A 19,177-nucleotide genomic window follows, 5' to 3' on the forward strand; every position below is an offset into this window, starting at 1 on the left:
AAATAATTATCTAATTAACACAGGACAAATTTATGAAAATTTAATTAACCAATCGCTGCTGTTGTCAGAAAGTGGTTGTTCTTGACGTGTTATGAGAGTAATTATGTGCCTATTATGTATTTTGTTCTTTGGTTTGGGGACCAAAGTGTCGCATGCGCAGGAGAAAATAATTATAGACCAAGACCAATCAATTCCTGTCGATGAAGTGTTCAAGATTATTCAACAACAGAGTAATTACCATTTTATTTTTCCGAAGAAACTGTTTGAGAATGCCCCTAATGTGCAACTGGAAAAAGGAGAAATTTTAATCATCGATCTTCTAAAGAAAAGTTTACAGAATAGTAACCTAAGGTTTGAACTCAATGAGAACAATACCATTTTAATAAAGAAAAATGAGCTTACAGAAAGTGCAACACAAGATAAGGTAACCATAACCGGTAAAGTGCTTGATACTAATGGTCTTGAGCTTATAGGAGTAACTGTTCTGGAGAAGGAAACAAGTAATGGTGTTGCATCAGACTTTTCCGGGAGTTATAGCATATCTGTTTCAAAAAATGCAATACTAGAATTTTCTTTTATAGGGTTTCATACTAAGACATTGGCAGTTGCCGATCTATCTTATTTTTCTAATGTAGATGTCATATTAACAGAAAATGTAAATGTTTTACAAGAAGTTGTTGTTACTGGGTACCAAAAACTTTTAAAGGCGAGAACGGCAGGGGCTTACGAGCAGGTTGGTGTAGCTCAATTACAACAACGTCCAAGTAAGACCAATATCATTGATCGTATTTTTGGTCAAACAGCAGGTTTAAATTCAGATCCGAGATTTGTGGGTTCCTTTGAGATTAGAGGTAGGAATAGTATTGTGGGAATATATGCCAGGCCACTAATTGTTATAGATGGTTTTCCAATGGCAGATCAGGATAACATAGAATCTATTAACCCAGAAGATGTAGAAACGGTTACGGTTTTAAAAGATGCCTCGGCTTCTTCCATTTGGGGTTCAAGGGCAGCTAACGGTGTTGTGGTCATCGTTACCAAGCGAGGCGGGAAAAACAGTCCTATGCGAGTTGATTTTTCAGCTTTTACTGAAATGGAAGAAAAAGTGGATTTAAGTAACTTGAATCTAATGACAACAACTCAAGAGATTGCATTGGATCAAGAATTTATAGAAAAAAGGTGGACTAACTTAAATGGATTAGCTAGTAGCCCAAATAGTATCAACGATCTACACTTAGCCTATCTGTATAGAAATGGATTGGCACCAGACGGTATCGTATGGTCACAAAACACATTTGATAACTATATTAACGCACTTAAACAAAGAAACATAGATAAAGACTGGGAAAAATATCTTTTAAGGAGTGCCTTGCAAACAACATATAACCTATCTATTTCAGGAGGAGGAGAGAAAAATGCTTTTTTTGGTTCATTATCTTATGTGGATAAATTGGGGCAGTTAATTGGTGATGCCAATGACCGCATTACCATGAATCTTCGCAACACTTATGAATTTAATGATAAAGTATCGTTTACAGCAGGAATGGCTGCCGTTTTAAGGAACGAAAAAGATAATTATTTAACCGCTCAGTATGGTCTGGAACCTATTAGGTTGGTGCAATTGGCCCAGCCCTATGATCAGCTGGTTGATGAAAATGGGCAGTATGTTCAAAAATATTACAGTTGGAATCCTTGGTTGTCCCAAGACCGAGAGGCACAACTAGGGGTGCCCTATACATACAATGTATTAGAGGAGCAACGGAATATAGATAATAGCAGTACACTTGTCGATATAAGGGCCGATTTTAAATTGGATATAGAAGTGCTTAAAGATTTGGTGGTGAGTAGCTCATTTAGATACGAACGAAATACCAATGACTTGGATGCCTTTAAGTCCATGAATATGCCATCATGGCGCAATACGGTGAACGATCATTATGTATTCGATCCAGATACAGGAAACTATCAGTACGGGATACCGCTAGGAGCGGAGTATTTACAGGAACGTACCTATGCCAAGGGATGGGTCTTTAAAAACACTGTCATTTGGGATAAAATTTGGAATGATCATCTATTAACCGTATTTGCTGGTGGTGAATACTCTAGAAGCTTTAATGAATTTTCACGAAACAGAAAATTTGGTTATGATAAGGAGTCAACATCATACCTGCCAATTAATGAGGTCGATTTAATTGGCCGTAGAATAACGAATTGGGCAGGGGAGAGTTTCGATAGGTATTTTAGTAATACCCTTGTTTTTGATGTAAACAACCAAGACAATAGATTTGTAAGTGTCTTTTCTAATTTAGGGTATACATTTAAAAGAAAATATACCCTTAATGGCAGTTTTAGGATAGACCAGGCCAATATTTTTGGTAGTAACCCAGATTTTAGATATAAACCGTTGTGGTCTAGCGGTATGGCATGGGATATGGCTAAAGAGCCATTCTTGGAGAATGTTAATTGGTTGGATCGTTTAAAGCTCAGGCTAACTTATGGACTGGGAGGCAATAGTCTTGAAGGAGTCTATCCACATGCAGCGGCATTTGTTCGAAACATATATTGGGGAAATCAATATAATGGTTTAGTATTAAGACAGCCAGCTAACCCCGATTTAAAATGGGAGGAGACGGCTACCACCAATGTGGGATTAGATTTTGCCTTTTTTAATAATAGGGTGTCTGGTGGTATAGATTATTATATTAAAAAAAGCAGTGATGTTTATACCTCAAGGGCCTTAGATCCTACTGTGGGCTGGACAGCCGCACGTGTTAACTATGCAGATATAGAAAACAAGGGGGTAGAGCTGCAATTAAATGCAGATCTTATTCGTGCCAAAGCCTTTGAATGGTCGGTAAGAGCTAATTTTAATTACAATAAGAATACCTTAACTAAAGCTAATCTTAATAATACGTCATCAGCAGATGCATACACAATTGATATTGCATTTGTAGAAGGCAAACCAATAAGTGCAACTTATGCCTATAATTTTGCAGGGTTGGACAGTAATGGAGAGGTGCTGTTGTATGATTTAGAGGGGAATACAAGATCATGGCGGGATAATATAACTATTGAAGAGTTAAAATATACAGGACATAGAACACCTAAACATTATGGAGGTCTATCTACTACCTTAAATTACAAAGGGCTAGACCTTACAGTAAACATGAACTATCAGGCAGATTTTGTATTTAGAATGTCATATAATTATGCCTCAACCGGATTTGGTACAGATAATAATAATGACTTTGATTTTAGCAATATTAGAGTACATAAAGAATGGGCCAAGCGTTGGATGCAACCAGGAGATGAAGCCTTTACAAGTGTTCCTAAAATATTCTATAACGGATTGAATCCCAATACAGGAGAAGTTGAAAGTAGGTTTGACACATTTACCATGCACCGTATTTGGAACCAATCAACACATAATGTGCATAAAGGCGATTACATAAGGGTGCAGGATATTATTTTGGGTTATACCATGCCAAAAAAGGTTTTGGGCCAAACGTTTTTTAAAAGTTTGCGTTTAACCATGCAGGTTACCAATCCTTTCCTTTGGGTGGCCAACGATTTGGGAGTGGATCCTCTTGCTCCAAACAGTGAAGCTTATACTAACTTAACACGTTATACTTTAGGTTTAAGGGCGTTATTTTAATGTAAAGACAAACAATGAAAACAAGATATATATATTCATTGCTAACATTTTTGATACTATCGGCTTGCCAAAACCCCGATGAGTTTTTGGATGTTGAGCCAACAGGTTATATTATTCCATCGACCTTGGAGGAATATGACAAGTTGTTACAAAATTATGCCATACTGCGTTCAGTAGGGACCAATGTGCGCTATATGGATCCAGATGTGTACCATAACGATGTAAGTTTTGCCTCCATTTCCAGCAGTGCACCAAGTGTAAATGCATACGCTTGGAAACACGATATATTTCCACCTGGCGTATCCGATAATGACTATAACGACTTTTACTTTTATATCCATACCATGAACTATATTTTGGAAGCCGTGGATGGTGCAGAACCTGGAAATTTCGATCCTTCAAAGCGAAATGTCCTTAAGGCCGAGGCCTTGGCGCAAAGGGCATTCGAATACTTTTTGGTGGTTAATGAATATGCACACCATTATGATTCGACAAATCCGGACAAGCCAGGAGTGGCCATGCCATTGTCGGTCGATTTACAGGCTCAGTTAGGGCGTTCAAGCCTTGGCGTGGTATACCAACAAATTCTGGCAGACCTCTATGAGGCACTTAGCTTATTGGACGATAATTATCAGGCCATTAATTCCTATGCTAATTTTAGACCAGGTAGAGCTTCTATATACGCCTTGATAGCAGAGATTAACCTGTACATGGGCGACTTTGATCTAGCGGTGGATAATTCCAATACAGCCTTGGGAATGTACAATTTTTTATACGATTACAATACTGTGGATTTTAGTGACCCGTCAAACCCTTGGGCAGGATACAACAATGGGAGCCTGTGGTTTTCTAGTACACTTAATAAAGAAAATATATGGAACAGATTCAATTACTGGTCTTTTAACCGTCCTTTCCATTTGTATGCTCCAGGGTTGGAAGCACTGTATGATAAAGACAACGATAGAAGGTGGTATTTGTTCGCAACGCAAACCTCGAGTGCGGGAGTGGATGTGTCGCCAAATTATATATACATGTATGCCAACTCAGAGCGTTGCAATGGTTTGAGTGTGCCTAGGTTAATGCTGACCAATGCCGAAGCTAAAGCGCGTACGGGAAACGGTTCAGGAGCTATTATGGTGTTGAATAGGTTATTGGAAAACAGGCTATTAAACTACACGCCGCTCATCCATGCAGACGATGCGACGACTTTACAAATGATAAAGGATGAAAGGCGAAAGGAATTGGCTGGATCGTCCCTAAACCTATATGACCAAAAGAGATACCATGTATACGGCGATATTGTTCCAGCCTTTACGCGTATAGATCCAGAAACTGGAAATACCATCACGTTAAACCCGGGAGACGATGGCTATGTGGTAAAGATTGCACAGGCGGTTAGGGACCAAAACCCAAATTTAAATTATTGATGTTTTTTTATCCTATTGGTTTGCTTAATAAGGAATGGGGTTCCAAGCCAGTTAACCGCATAGTATTAAAAGGAACAAATCTAAAACTGATTGCCTGTAATCTGTCATAAAAGAGCTGTCACAACCTCGAGCGCAGCGGAGAGGTTGTTGGACTTAATACATTTAAAAAAAGGTTTCTACTTGCTTTGCAATGTACTTTCAAAGAGAATATATTTTTTTCAACCAATGCTCGACCAGACATGGAATTTACTTTTTTAACAGATTACGGATATTCAATAAGTCAAAACTTTAAATCTAGATATCCACATAAATACTTCTTTTTCTAAATTTATGTAAAGAAAATAGCAAGAGACTTGAACCAAGGGATTATACGTCAACTAGGTTGGCTTTAAACAGCTAATCAACATGTATAAATTATGGTGCTTCATAAGTGCTCCTATTTATTTTAATTCGATTAATTTTTTCAAAATAATATATGTGCTTTCCCTAGTAAATATGGGTGTTTGCTTATGTGGTAAATAATAAATTTTAAATTTTTTAATTTTTTTTTAGGGGGTACCCTCTTTTTTGCACACTTAAGGGGTATAGCAGCATTATAAAAAGTTTAATGAATAATTCAGAAACAAATAAGAAATTTTTTAAAAAGCTAATAGAAAGGTATTTAGCAGGCGAAACCACGGCAGATGAGTTAAGGTTGCTAATTAACTACTACGAGAGTTTTCAAAAGGAAAACGAATGGGTTGAGGCGCTAGGGCCAGAAAATATTATTAAGAAGCGTATGTTGGTTAATATTCTGGAGGTCATTAAAGATGATGAGAAGAGCATAAAACCTAAAGTAATTTCCTTACGCAAACTTGTTAAGTATAGTGCGGCAGCTTCAATTTTGCTTTTTATTGGATTTTACATCTTATTAAAGAATGATAATGCACAACATATTTTTACTAATAAGTCTATTGTAAATACGAGTATAGATAATGGTACCAATAAGGCCATTTTAACAACAGAAGATGGCTCCAATATCATCCTGCAAAAAGGAGAGCAATTTATGTTAGATAATCTAGTAAGTAATGGTGAAGAATTAGTTTATGCTAGTGCAGGTTCAGAAAAAGCAGAAATAGCTTATAATTATTTAACCATTCCCAGTGGAGGTCAGTTTTTTGTAAAACTTTCAGATGGAACACAGGTTTGGTTAAATTCAGAATCTAAACTAAAATATCCTGTTGATTTTATCTCTGGAAAAACACGCCATGTAGAATTGTTATATGGTGAAGCCTATTTCGAGGTGTCGCCTAGTACCCAACATAAGGGCGATAGATTTATGGTGACCAATAACAATTATGGAATAGAGGTGCTTGGAACGCAGTTCAATGTTAAGGCTTATAATAATGAGTCTCATGTTACCACCACTTTAGTAGAGGGCAAGGTGAACATTAAGTATCAAGGGCGAGACCATGTTTTATTGCCCAACCAGCAATCTGTTCTGGATAGAACAACCAATATAATTTCATTTAAAGAAGCCGATGTTTTTTATGAGGTATCATGGAAAAATGGCGTGTTTAGTTTTAATAACAAGTCTTTAAAAGAAATTATGGAAGTGTTATCAAGGTGGTACGATTTTGAAGTTGTTTTTAAAAATAAAGATGTTGAAAAAGAGTCTTTTGTAGGGGTTTTGGGGAAAAATGAAAAGATTGAAAGTATCCTTGAAAATTTAAAGGACTTAGATATTATAAATAGTTATGAATTTAATGATAAAATAATAACGATAAAATAAAAAAGGGGAGTGAAGTGTAACTCTTGGCCGTGTAACGACTTCCTCCCCCTTGTATGTATTAATTAAATAATTGTCTAACTAACTCAATGAAATTTATGAAAATTAAATTTACTAACCTCCGTTGTCTCATTCGAAAATGGCTACAGCTATTGATTTTGAGAATGATTGTTTTCCTAATGTGCGCAACTGCGTTTAGTTTCACAACTGAAATGTCGTTTTCACAAGAAAAAGTATTTATCGATCAAGAACAGTTTGCTCCTGTCGATGAAGTGTTTAGAATTATTCAGCAGCAAACCAATTACCATTTTATTTTTCCTAAGAGATTGTTTAAGAACGCGCCTAGTATACATTTAAAAAAAGGAGAAATCTTAATCATGAGCCTTTTGGAGAAAAGTTTGCAGAATAGCAATCTTGAGTTTGAACTCTATGAGGATAATACCATTTTAATAAAGAAAAATGAACTTACCGAAGGAGTGGTTCAAGATAAGGTAACCATAACCGGTAAAGTGTTTGACGCTAATGGTCTTGAGCTTCCAGGAGTAACTATTTTGGAGAAAGGTACCAGAAATGGTGTGTCCTCAAACTTTACAGGGGAGTATACTATATCGGTAGCCAAGAATGCCACACTAGTGTTTTCTTTTGTCGGCTTTCAATCAAAATCAATAACCGTTGCCGATTTGTCTTATTTTTCTAATGTGAATGTAACCTTAAATGAAGAAGTTAATACTTTGCAAGAAGTTGTGGTTACAGGTTACCAAACACTTTCTAAAGAAAGAACAGCTGGGTCCTTTGTACAAGTTGGAGCAGCCCAGATACAACAACGTCCAAGTAGCATCAATATAATAGATCGTATTTTTGGACAAACCGCTGGTTTAAACTCTAGCCCGGCATTTGGTGGTACCTTTGAGATTAGGGGAAGAGGCTCTATTTTAAGCGCAAATGCTAACCCGCTTATTGTGGTAGATGGATTTCCTTTGGCAGATCAGTATAATCTTGAATCTATTAACCCGGAAGATGTTGAAACGGTTACGGTTTTAAAAGATGCATCAGCGTCATCCATTTGGGGATCAAGAGCAGCCAATGGTGTTGTCGTTATTGTTACTAAACGAGGTGGAAAAAATAAACCTTTAACGGTGGACCTTTCAACCTTTGTGACAATGGAAGAAAGAGTAGACCTAAAAGATCTTAATTTCATGACTACTGCACAAGAAATTGCATTAGATCAAGAATATATTGATAGGGGTTGGGTTAGTATCAATGGATTAGAGAATGGAACTAGAAGTATCAATGATTTCCATATGGCCCATATTTACAGGAGCGGACTCTCACCAGATGGTATCGTATGGTCGCAAAATACATTTGATAACTACATTAATGAACTTAAACAAAGAGACATTGATAAAGACTGGGATAAATACTTTTTAAGAAGTGCCTTGCAAAAAACATATAACTTGTCCCTTTCAGGTGGTGGTGAGCAAAATGCTTTCTTTGCTTCATTATCTTATGTAGATCAATCGGGACAGGTGAATGGGGATGACAATGACCGTATCACCATGAATATTCGCAACACCTACGACTTTAATGACAAAATATCTTTTACCACAGGAATGACCGCCGCCTTAAGAAAGGAAAAAGATAATTATTTAACGGCACGGTTTGGTTTTGCAAATCCTATAGAAATGGTTAAACTGGCCCAGCCCTATGACCAATTGGTTGATGAAAATGGGCAATACATTCAAAAATATTACCATTGGAATCCATGGATGTCCCAAGACCGGGAAGCGCAATTAGGAGTACCCTATACATACAATGCGTTGGAAGAGCAACGGAATATTGATAATAGTAGTACACTTGTTGACATAAGAGCCGATTTTAAATTGGATATAGAGGTACTTAAAGGTTTAGTGGTAAGTAGTTCTTTTAGATACGAACGTAATACCAACGATTTGGATGCCTTTAAGTCCATGAGCATGCCATCATGGCGCAATACCGTAAATGATTATTATGTATTTGATTCAGATACCGGAAACTTTCAATACGGGATACCTCCAGGTTCGGAGTATTTACAGGAACGTTCCTATTCAAAAGGATGGGTGTTTAAGAACACCGTCAATTGGGACAAAATGTGGGGAGACCATCAATTAACCGTATTTGCTGGGGGCGAATATTCCAGAAGGTTTAATGAATCTTTAAGGAATAGACAATTTGGTTATGATAAGGGGGCTACATCTTATTTGCCTATAGATGAGGCAGCTTTGGTGGGCTATAGGTTAACTAACTGGACCGGAGGAAGATTTGCTGATTATTACGATAGACTAGTTTTTAATGTAAGAAACCAAGACAATCGATTTGTAAGCGTCTTTTCTAATTTAGGATATACCTTTAAAGCAAAGTATACCCTTAATGGTAGTTTTAGAATTGACCAAGCCAATGTTTTTGGTAGTAACCGAAATTTTAGATATAAACCGTTATGGTCTGTTGGAGCGGCATGGGATGTAGATAAAGAATCCTTTTTGGCGGATGCAGGCTGGATAAATCGTCTAAAACTTAGAGCAACTTACGGATTGGGGGGCAATAGTCTAACTGGGGTATATCCAGAAGCCACTGCACGCATTAGAAATATTACATCGGGAAATAGATATAATAGTTTGTACTTAAGCCAACCGGCTAATCATGATTTAAAATGGGAGGAGGCAGCCACCACCAATTTGGCTCTTGATTTTGCCTTTTTTAATAATAGATTGTCTGGTAGTGTTGATTATTATATTAAAAAGAGTAGTGATGTTTATACCTCAAGACCTTTAGATCCTACAGTGGGTTTTACTCGATCTTCTGTTAATTATGCGAACATAGAAAATAAAGGAGTTGAACTGCTATTAAATGCAGACCTTATCCGTACCAAAGATTTTAACTGGTCGATAAGGACCAATTTCAATTATAATAAGAACACGTTAACCAAATCATTGATTGAAAGTAATCCAACAGCCGATGGTCTGTCATCTGGAAATACTTATGTTGAAGGCGATGGAATAGGATCTTTCTACGCTTATAATTTTGCTGGTTTGGATAGCAATGGTGAGGTGTTACTTTACGATTTGGACGGTAACAAAAAACTATGGAACGATGGAACTATAATGCCCGAAGAAATGAAATATGCGGGCATTAGGACACCTAAGCATTATGGAGGTTTATCTACTACCTTAAAATACAAAGGGCTAGACCTTACGGTAAACATGAACTACCAAGCAGACTACGTATTTAGAATGTCATATAATTATGCATCAACCGGATTCGGTACCTATAATAACTATAACTATGATTTTGGTAATATTAGGGTACATAAAGAATGGGCCAAGCGCTGGATGCAGCCAGGGGACGAAGCAAATACAGATGTGCCGGCGCTAATTAGCAGATCATTAACTTCCCGTATGCACCGTATATGGAGCCAGTCTAAGCGAAATATCCATAAAGGGGACTACATAAGGGTGCAGGATGTTATTTTGGGTTATACCATGCCAAAAAAGTTTTTGGATAAAACGTTTTTCAAAAGCTTGCGTTTAAGCATGCAGGTTACCAATCCTTTCCTTTGGGTGGCCAACGATTTAGGAGTAGATCCACTTGCTCCAAACAGTGAGGCTTATACTAATTTAACACGTTATACTTTAGGCTTAAGAGCATCATTTTAAAAAGTAAGACTATGAAAACAAAGCGAAATACGATGAAAACAAGATATATATATTTATTGCTAACATTTTTGACACTATCGGCATGCCAAAACCCCGATGAGTTTTTAGATGTTGAGCCAACAGGTTATATCATTCCGTCAACCTTGGAAGATTATGACAAGTTGTTACAAAATTATGCCATACTACGCTCAGTAGGAACCAATGTGCGCTATATGGATCCAGATGTGTACCATAACGATGCCAGTTTTACCACGATAACCAGTAGTTCCAAAGATGTCAATGCATACACCTGGAAGCATGACATATTTCCAGCTGGAGTATCCGATAATGACTATAACGACTTTTACTTTTATATCCACACCATGAACTATATTTTGGAAGCCGTGGATGGTGTAGAGCCAGGGAATTTTGACCCATCAAAGCGAAACATTCTTAAGGCCGAGGCCCTGGCGCAAAGAGCCTTCGAATACTTTATGGTGGTTAATGAATACGCACACCATTATGACCCTGCAAATCCGGACATGCCAGGAGTGGCCATGCCATTGACGGTCGATTTACAGGCCCAGTTAGGGCGCTCTAGCCTTGGGGAGGTATACCAACAAATGCTGGCAGACCTATATGAAGCGCTTAGCTTGTTGGACGATAATTATCAGGCCATCAATTCCTATGCTAATTTTAGACCCGGTAGGGCTTCTATATACGCCTTGATTGCCGAAATTAACCTGTATATGGGCGACTTCGACCAAGCGGTGGATAATTCCAATATAGCTTTAAGCATGTATAATTTTCTGTACGATTACAATACTATAGACTTTAGTAATCCATCTAACCCTTGGTCTGGTTACAACAACGGGAGCCTATGGTATTCTGGTACACTTAATAAAGAGAATATATGGAACCGATACAATTATTGGTCTTTTAACAATCCATTTCATCTGTACGCTCCAGAATTGGAAGCACTGTATGATAAGGACAACGACAGAAGGTGGTATTTGTTTGCAACACAAACCTCAAGCACGGGAGTGGATGTATCGCCAAACTATATATACATGTACGCAAACTCAGAGCGTTGCAATGGCTTGAGTGTGCCCAGGTTAATATTGACCAATGCCGAGGCTAAAGCACGTACAGGAGATGGGCCAGGAGCCATTACGGTGTTGAATACATTATTGGAAAACAGGATGTCAACCTTTGCTCCATTAACCCATACAGACGATGCAACGACCTTACAAATAGTAAAGAATGAAAGGCGAAAGGAACTGGCAGGAACGTCCCTAAACCTATATGACCAAAAACGATACTATGTATATGGCGATATCGTTCCAACCTTTACGCGTATTGACCCAGAAACTGGAAATACTATTGAGTTAAATCCGGGAGACGATGGCTACGTGGTAAAGATTGCACAGTCGGTTAGGGATCAAAATCCAAACTTAAATTAATTAACCAAGGTTCAAAGGCTTTATACGATTTATAGAGTATGAACTTAAAAAAACATATAGAGATGAAAAAAATAATTTTGTTTTATATAGGCTTGTTGTTGCTTCCCGTATTCCAATCTTGTGAGGAAGAAGAAGCTGTTAGAATGCCCGATGCTTACGACGCTACATGGGCAGATTATGCGACACTTAAATTTACGCCTGCTGTAGATGATCTTAATACTTTTGAGTATTATGTTGAAGCTGGACCAACCGGACAAGAATATTGGCATACAACAAATGTGGATTTTGATATATCTGTTGAACTGGGAGGTGCTTCAGCATCGGAAATCAGTAAAATTGATATCTATGCCTTTGCCGAGGAAAAAAATGGAGAGACCTATAAATACTTAGGTGGCGAACAAGGTAAACTATATGAAAGCATAGCTAATCCTTCAGACTCCTTTGTACTTTCCATATCCAAAGATAAATTGGAAGACCTTTTTAAAAGTGACTTTTCAGCAAACCATAATGGACAAGTAACTACAGATGATTTCTTTGAATTTAAATGGGTAATTACTGGAAAAGATGGAAATGTTGTAGACTCAAGAACAGATTGTTTTGATTTTAACTGTACTTATGGTATGGGAACAAACGTTGTTGACGTAGCTCCTGCCATTTGGGAAGGTACTTTTAATTATGAGTGGATTGCCGCCACAGCTAATGCGGAAAGATATGGAAGAATAAGTGTTGGACAAACTGGAACCATGACCATGACTTTAAAACCTGGTTTCTTTACGGTGTATGATGTGAGTCACTTAACCGCAGATTATTATTATGGGAGTGCAGGAACGCTTTATTATGATTACGACTCTGGTTTAGTTGAAATTGATGGAAGGTATGATCAAAAATGGGATATTGTTGAGGTTAATGGGCCTACGTTAACCATCGATTTTAGTTACTATTATTCTGCTGGCTATGATGAATATGGGACATTTACGCTTACCAGAACAGATGGGCAGGATTGGCCAGCTAACATTCATACCAATTAATAGCTTTTCTAAGCTAATTAAAAAATCTTGGCCAAGTGCTCAAGAAGTAAATAACTAGATTAATAGCTCTATACCAAGATGGGGCAACCTTTAGCTCCATTTTGGTATTCCATTAAAAAACATCCAGATTATGAATTATAAAGGCACCTTATTATTGCTGTCAGCCATTCTAATGCTTAATTGTAAGCAAGATAAAAATAGTGTAAAGGCAGAAGAAACACCAAAAACGTTTACCCTAAATGCACATCTAGAAAACTTAGAAGCCGATTATCTTGTGTATTATGAAAAAGATGAAAGTTATACCGATGGGTACCGAAGGGATACACTTTGGGTAAAAGATCAAAAGTTTACATTCAAGGACTCGGTTAGCGATTATAAGTTGTACTTTATTACTGTGCCAGAAGCGCTAAGAAGCTATACAATTAATGCAGGCGGTAAGGAGTACAAAGTTTCCGTTAAAGCACAGATGTGTAGAATGTGGTTTATAGGTTACCCAGGTGCAGAAATAACATATTCAGGAAGAGTTGACGATTTTATGGTAAATGCATATCCATCAGATCAAAATGGAATTAATGACGATTTAGCTAAAATTAATAAGCAGATATTTCCTTTAATTAATAAAACAGATTCAATAACGGTTGCTTTAAGTACAAATAATGATTTAGGCGAAGAAGAATCTGAACAACTAAAAAAAGAGCGAAGCGAACTTTATAGTAAGGTTAAGGAATTGAAGCTTGAATTTATTAAGGCACATCCAAAATCTATTGCGGCATCATATGTTTTTAGTGATGCTTATTATCGTAAATCTTTTACCCATGATCAAGCCAAGCAATTGTTTGATGGTTTTGATATTGCCACCTTATCTGGTACGCCATTTTATGAAGAGGTTAAAAATAGGTTGGAAGCAGTTGATAAGACTGGTATTGGTATGCATGCTCCCGAACTTATTACAAAAAATACAGTTGACGGTTCAGAATTTAAATTGTCAGATTTAAGAGGGAATTATGTGTTACTGGATTATTGGGGAACCTGGTGTGGACCATGTATGGGAGAGATGCCTAAAATAAAGGAATATTATAATAAGTATTCAGATAAAAACTTTGTAGTTGTAGGTGTTAATCAGGGCGATACAATGGCTAGATGGAAAAAAGTTATTGAAGAAAACCAGTATAATTGGACTCATATCCAAACCACAAAAGAGAATAACCTGTTGGTTCCGTTTAATGTTAATTCGTTTCCAACAAAAATATTATTAGACCCAGAAGGTAAAATTATATATAGTTCTAAGAATCCAGATAAGGTTGATATGTATAAAATGTTAGATGGGATCTTCACCCAATCATAGCTATTCAATATTTCAATATCAACTATTTCTTAAAATTTAAGCGCATGAAAATACTACTTTATACATTCGTTATAGTCTTTATTGTGGCATCTTGTACTACCGAGCCCCAAAAAGATTATGCCATAATTAAAGGAACCATAACCAATAAGAAAATGGATAGCTTGCAGTTATCCAGTCTTATTAGGCCTTTTTTTAGAAAGAAAATAGGTGTAGATAGTGAAGGGGTATTCATGGATACCATAAAAATAGAAGAGCTGGATAATTTTATGATTTATGATGGAGGGCATCTATTATATATGTATTTAGAGCCAGGGCATGATGTTACGTTAACTTTTGATCATAAGAATATATATGAAACGGTGAATTTTACAGGTAAAGGTGCCGAAATCAACAACTATATGTTTTCAAAACGAAAGAAAGAACGAGAAATGCTGGAAGATACTGATAATGTTTATAAGTTAAATGAATCCGATTTTAAATTGAAACAAAACGAAATACAATTGGCATCGTTGGAATTACTTGAAAACACAAAAAATCTACCAAGTAGCTATAAAGAAAAAGAGAAAAGAAATATTAAATATACTTACCTGAGGAAACTTAGTAATTATGAAAGCAATCATGCCTATTATACCAAAACCCCAGATTTTAAAGCAACAGAAGGTTTTTTGAAGGAGCTTGACGGTCTAGATTATAATAATAGAGAAGATTTTATGTTTTCACCCTCATTTAATTCCCTGGTAAGTAGCCATTGTGAAAAAGAGGCCAAAAAAATAGCGGAGACAGAAGGTATAGAAAAAGATGTAGCACTTTTAAAGGTGTATAATACATTAACAGATCAAAGCATTAAAAATATTTTATTTCGGAAAAAGGCCGAATATGGAATAACCTATACATCAAGTTTAGATGCTTACTATGCAGAAGTTGTTAAAGGCTGTACAGACAAAGAATTCTTAAATGGAGTAAATGAAAGCTACATGGCTTTGAAAAAAGTGGCTGCAGGAAGTCCTTCTCCAAAATTTATGGACTATGAAAATTATAACGGAGGCACAACATCGCTCGACGATCTTAAGGGCAAATATATTTATATAGATGTTTGGGCAACGTGGTGTGGGCCATGCAAAGCAGAAATACCACATCTGAAAAAGGTTGAATCCCTATACCATGACAAGAATATTGAATTTGTTAGCATTTCTCTAGATGTAACCAAACATCGCGATAAATGGAAAAAAATGGTAGCCGATAAAGAATTGGGAGGCATTCAATTGTTGGCAGATAATGCATTCAAATCCCAGTTTATTCAAGATTATTATATCAAAGGTATTCCCCGATTTATTTTGCTGGATCCAGAAGGGAACATTGTTACGGCCAATGCGCCTAGACCTTCAGAAGACCAACTAAAAGCTTTATTGGAGTCGCTAAATCTGTAATACATTAATCTTAGGGAAACAATAAGAACCTTAGAATTTAGAACACCAAAAAAATAAGGAATATTCCCTATAGACACCTTTTCGGCATTAAATACTTTGCACCACTAAAATATAGATGTATTGGTACAGTAAAGGTTTGATTTTAAATTGGTGATTGTTTTAGAATCATAAAATTATCATAAAATTTAATTTAGGCTAGGGGTTTTAGCCAGTTTTGTAGTCTATACATAAAGAATACAAAAAAGGGAAGTTATTGGCAACTGTAAAAGTGACTAACGAAATACTAACAGAATTTAATTACCCTTATTTGTTGTTTTTGCGTTTTACTATAAAAAAACGAGCTTAATTGAAATGAATACATGAAACCAATAGGTTTGGTTTAATTATTAAAAGTTATATCGGCATATTAAAAAACAATAAAAATAAACGTATGAAAAAAGCACTTGTAGTATTAACAGTTTTATTCTTAGGCTTACATGCTGGCTTTGCACAACCCCTTAATCTAAATGATAAGTTGCCTGCTGATGCTAAAATTAAGAAAGGTGTACTGTCTAATGGCATGACCTACTATATTCAAAGCACCGATGTGGTAAAAGATGCAGCCAGTTACTATATCATTCAAAATGCAGGTTCGGTATTGGAAAATGAAGATCAACAAGGGTTGGCTCACTTTCTGGAGCATATGGCGTTTAATGGAACTGAAAATTTTGAAGGCAAAGGCATTTTAAATACCCTTCAAAAGCATGGTGCCGTTTTTGGAAAAGATATTAATGCCTATACCTCTTTCGACGAAACGGTTTATAATATGAACCATATACCAACAACCCCAGAGTTAATCGATACCTGTTTATTGGTGCTTCACGATTGGTCCAATTATCTGTTGCTTACAGATGAGGAAATCGATGCAGAGCGTGGTGTCATTAAAGAAGAATGGCGTACAAGACAGTCTGGCCGCATGAGAATATTTAAGAAGCAGTTGCCGGTTTTGTTTAACAATACCAAATATGCCGAGCGTATGCCCATAGGTTTAATGGATGTAGTCGAAAACTTTGAATATAAGGCCTTACGCGATTTTTATCACGATTGGTACAGAACCGATTTACAGGCTATAGCTATTGTAGGCGATGTAGATGTGAACCTTATTGAACAAAAGATAAAAGATTTGTTTTCAGACATTTCTGCTGTAGAAAACCCGAAGGAGCGCACCATTGTATATATACCAGATAATAACGAGATGCTGTATACTATGGCCATGGATGAGGAAGTGACCACATCTAGCATAGGCTTTAATATTAGACACCCCAAATCCTTGAAAGATCAAACCGTAGCCGACCTAAAAGAATCATTGTTAAATAACATGATAACAAGCATGTTGTCGTCAAGAATAAAAGAGCTTACCCAAAAACCAGACGCGCCATTTTTAGGCGTATGGATTAGTTACCGCAAAAACACAAGGACAGCCAATGCCTTTAGTGTAAACATTTCCCCTAAGCCCAATAAACAACACGAGGCTTTTAAAGTGACTTTAGAAGAAGTAAATCGTGCCGTAAAATTTGGCTTTACTAAAGAAGAGATCGATCGCACCGTTGTGCAGTTTAAGAACTATTATGAGAACCAAATAGCCAAGCAGGACGATCGTAGTCATGGTGCCTTGGTACAGACCATGCAACAAAACTATTTGGATAACGAGGCAATGACAGCTATTGAAGACGAATACAACATCGTTAAATCTTTGTTTGAAACATTAAGCGAAGAAGCATTACATGACAGAATGAAGGCTTTGTATACTTCAAAAAACAGATATGTAAGTGTTGTAGGTGTTGAAGGAAATAATAATCTATCAGAAGAAGACGCTGTTCGTATTATAAAAACGGTGGAAAACGATGCAAGCCTTGAACCTTATACCGATGGTTTCGCAGGAAAAACATTAATTTCAAATATCGATATAACCGCAGGTAGTATAGTTTCCGAAGATAAAAATGAAGCCATAGGCGCTACGACCTATAAATTAAGTAATGGTATAACGGTACACTATAAGTTTGCCGATAAAAATAAAAACGATGTTAAGTTAAGCGCATTGAGTTATGGTGGGCTGTCCTTGGTTAAAGATGAAGATTTGCCATCGGCAGAATATGCCAGTGCTATTGCACAAGAATCTGGACTTGGAGATTATTCTGCTGTCGATTTAAGTAAAGTGTTAGCGGGAAAAACAGCCTCTACTAGTGTGAAAATTTCGGGACTTAGTGAAATCGTTAGTGGGTCATCGGTCACAAAAGATGTGGAAACCATGTTGCAAATGGTTTACTTACGATTTGTAAAACCACGATTCGATGAAGATGCATTTAAGGTGTTTCAAGGGCAGATAGATAGTTATATTATTAGAAAATCAAAAAACATCAATTCAAAAATAGCAGATAGTGTAACCGTAGCGTTATATGGCAAAAACAATCCAAAGCATCGTTTGTTTACTAAAGCATATGCTAGCGAAATTAATTTCGATAAGATTCAAACAATCTATAAACAGCGCTTTAACAATGCGGCCGATTTTGAATTTTTTATTGTAGGTGATGTTACAGAAGCACAGTTAAAGCCTTTATTGGAAAAGTATATTGCCAGTATTCCAACAAATGAAACTACTGAGGAGTGGCTGGATAATTCGGTGAATTGGGTTAAGGATAACATCGATAAAGATGTGTACTTAACCATGGAAGATCCAAAGAGTACAGTAAAAATAGCTTACAAGAATACCATCGAGTATAATTTAAAAAATAAGTTATTGGCCAGAACTTTGGGAGATATCTTAACATTAAGATATACAGAAACCTTAAGGGAAGAAGAAGGCGGTACTTACGGAGCAGGGGCATATGCTCGTATTTCAAAGCGTCCCAAACAAGAAGCCTTTATTAATGTAGGTTTTGATTGTAACCCCGATAAGGTAGAAAAGTTAGCTTCAATCGTTCATAACGAACTGAAAAAAATTGCAGAAGGTGATATTAGTCAGGTAGACCTCGATAAAACGACTACCAATTATTTAAAAGAAAGACAGCAAGAGGTTGGTTTCAATAGTTACGACATGAATTTGTTAACCACCTTTTATCGTGAGGGCTATAATATAGATGCCCCCGAAAACTTTGAAAACATTGTTAATAATATTACGGCAGAACAGCTAAAAGCGTTTACCGCTAAAGTATTGAATGGAGCAAAGACTTATGAAATTATTGTTAAACCAAAAAAATAAAAGCGTACTTCTTACACTAAACTTTTCCTCATAAGCAATATATTTGAATTAGTCACTCAAAATTAAGAGAAGAAGTTTTGGAAGGGTTACACTACCCAAGTAACCCTTCCTTTATAAATATTAAACCAATACATTTGTAGTTTATGAAACGAATACAA

General features: G+C 36.5%; 9 protein-coding genes. All 9 read left to right on the forward strand.

The annotated features are described in order from the left end of the window. Positions 1 to 91 precede the first annotated feature (91 nt). A complete protein-coding gene (locus tag MR062_RS01905; protein WP_242202366.1) occupies positions 92 to 3,655 on the forward strand; it encodes a SusC/RagA family TonB-linked outer membrane protein in 3,564 nt (1,187 codons plus the stop codon). A gap of 14 nt (positions 3,656 to 3,669) precedes the next feature. After that, complete coding sequence (locus MR062_RS01910; RefSeq protein WP_242202368.1) at positions 3,670 to 5,082, forward strand: RagB/SusD family nutrient uptake outer membrane protein; 1,413 nt, start codon at positions 3,670 to 3,672, stop codon at positions 5,080 to 5,082. A 607-nt stretch (positions 5,083 to 5,689) separates the two neighbouring features. Further along, positions 5,690 to 6,853, forward strand: a complete 1,164-nt coding sequence (locus MR062_RS01915) for a FecR family protein (RefSeq protein ID WP_242202369.1) — start codon at positions 5,690 to 5,692, stop codon at positions 6,851 to 6,853. 209 nt (positions 6,854 to 7,062) lie between these two features. Beyond that, complete coding sequence (locus MR062_RS01920) at positions 7,063 to 10,539, forward strand: SusC/RagA family TonB-linked outer membrane protein (protein ID WP_242202371.1); 3,477 nt, start codon at positions 7,063 to 7,065, stop codon at positions 10,537 to 10,539. An 11-nt stretch (positions 10,540 to 10,550) separates the two neighbouring features. Continuing rightward, complete coding sequence (locus MR062_RS01925) at positions 10,551 to 11,981, forward strand: RagB/SusD family nutrient uptake outer membrane protein (protein WP_242202372.1); 1,431 nt, start codon at positions 10,551 to 10,553, stop codon at positions 11,979 to 11,981. A gap of 62 nt (positions 11,982 to 12,043) precedes the next feature. Further along, complete coding sequence (locus tag MR062_RS01930) at positions 12,044 to 13,009, forward strand: hypothetical protein (protein WP_242202373.1); 966 nt, start codon at positions 12,044 to 12,046, stop codon at positions 13,007 to 13,009. Positions 13,010 to 13,139: 130 nt separating this feature from the next. Next, on the forward strand, positions 13,140 to 14,354 hold the full coding sequence (locus MR062_RS01935; protein WP_242202375.1) for a TlpA disulfide reductase family protein: 1,215 nt from the start codon (positions 13,140 to 13,142) through the stop codon (positions 14,352 to 14,354). A 44-nt stretch (positions 14,355 to 14,398) separates the two neighbouring features. After that, positions 14,399 to 15,781, forward strand: a complete 1,383-nt coding sequence (locus MR062_RS01940) for a TlpA family protein disulfide reductase (RefSeq protein WP_242202376.1) — start codon at positions 14,399 to 14,401, stop codon at positions 15,779 to 15,781. Positions 15,782 to 16,211: 430 nt separating this feature from the next. Continuing rightward, positions 16,212 to 19,019, forward strand: a complete 2,808-nt coding sequence (locus MR062_RS01945) for a M16 family metallopeptidase (RefSeq protein ID WP_242202377.1) — start codon at positions 16,212 to 16,214, stop codon at positions 19,017 to 19,019. Positions 19,020 to 19,177 lie beyond the last annotated feature (158 nt).

The sequence above is a fragment of the Aestuariivivens insulae genome (genome assembly GCF_022662195.1).
GTDB lineage: Bacteria > Bacteroidota > Bacteroidia > Flavobacteriales > Flavobacteriaceae > Aestuariivivens > Aestuariivivens insulae.

Excerpts from the sequence above, each read along its gene's own strand:
- MR062_RS01910 (WP_242202368.1), top strand. The coding sequence starts at position 3,670 with ATGAAAACAAGATATATATATTCATTGCTAACATTTTTGATACTATCG.
- MR062_RS01915 (WP_242202369.1), top strand. The coding sequence starts at position 5,690 with ATGAATAATTCAGAAACAAATAAGAAATTTTTTAAAAAGCTAATAGAA.
- MR062_RS01935 (WP_242202375.1), top strand. The coding sequence starts at position 13,140 with ATGAATTATAAAGGCACCTTATTATTGCTGTCAGCCATTCTAATGCTT.
- MR062_RS01920 (WP_242202371.1), top strand. The coding sequence starts at position 7,063 with ATGTCGTTTTCACAAGAAAAAGTATTTATCGATCAAGAACAGTTTGCT.
- MR062_RS01945 (WP_242202377.1), top strand. The coding sequence starts at position 16,212 with ATGAAAAAAGCACTTGTAGTATTAACAGTTTTATTCTTAGGCTTACAT.
- MR062_RS01930 (WP_242202373.1), top strand. The coding sequence starts at position 12,044 with ATGAAAAAAATAATTTTGTTTTATATAGGCTTGTTGTTGCTTCCCGTA.
- MR062_RS01940 (WP_242202376.1), top strand. The coding sequence starts at position 14,399 with ATGAAAATACTACTTTATACATTCGTTATAGTCTTTATTGTGGCATCT.
- MR062_RS01905 (WP_242202366.1), top strand. The coding sequence starts at position 92 with ATGAGAGTAATTATGTGCCTATTATGTATTTTGTTCTTTGGTTTGGGG.
- MR062_RS01925 (WP_242202372.1), top strand. The coding sequence starts at position 10,551 with ATGAAAACAAAGCGAAATACGATGAAAACAAGATATATATATTTATTG.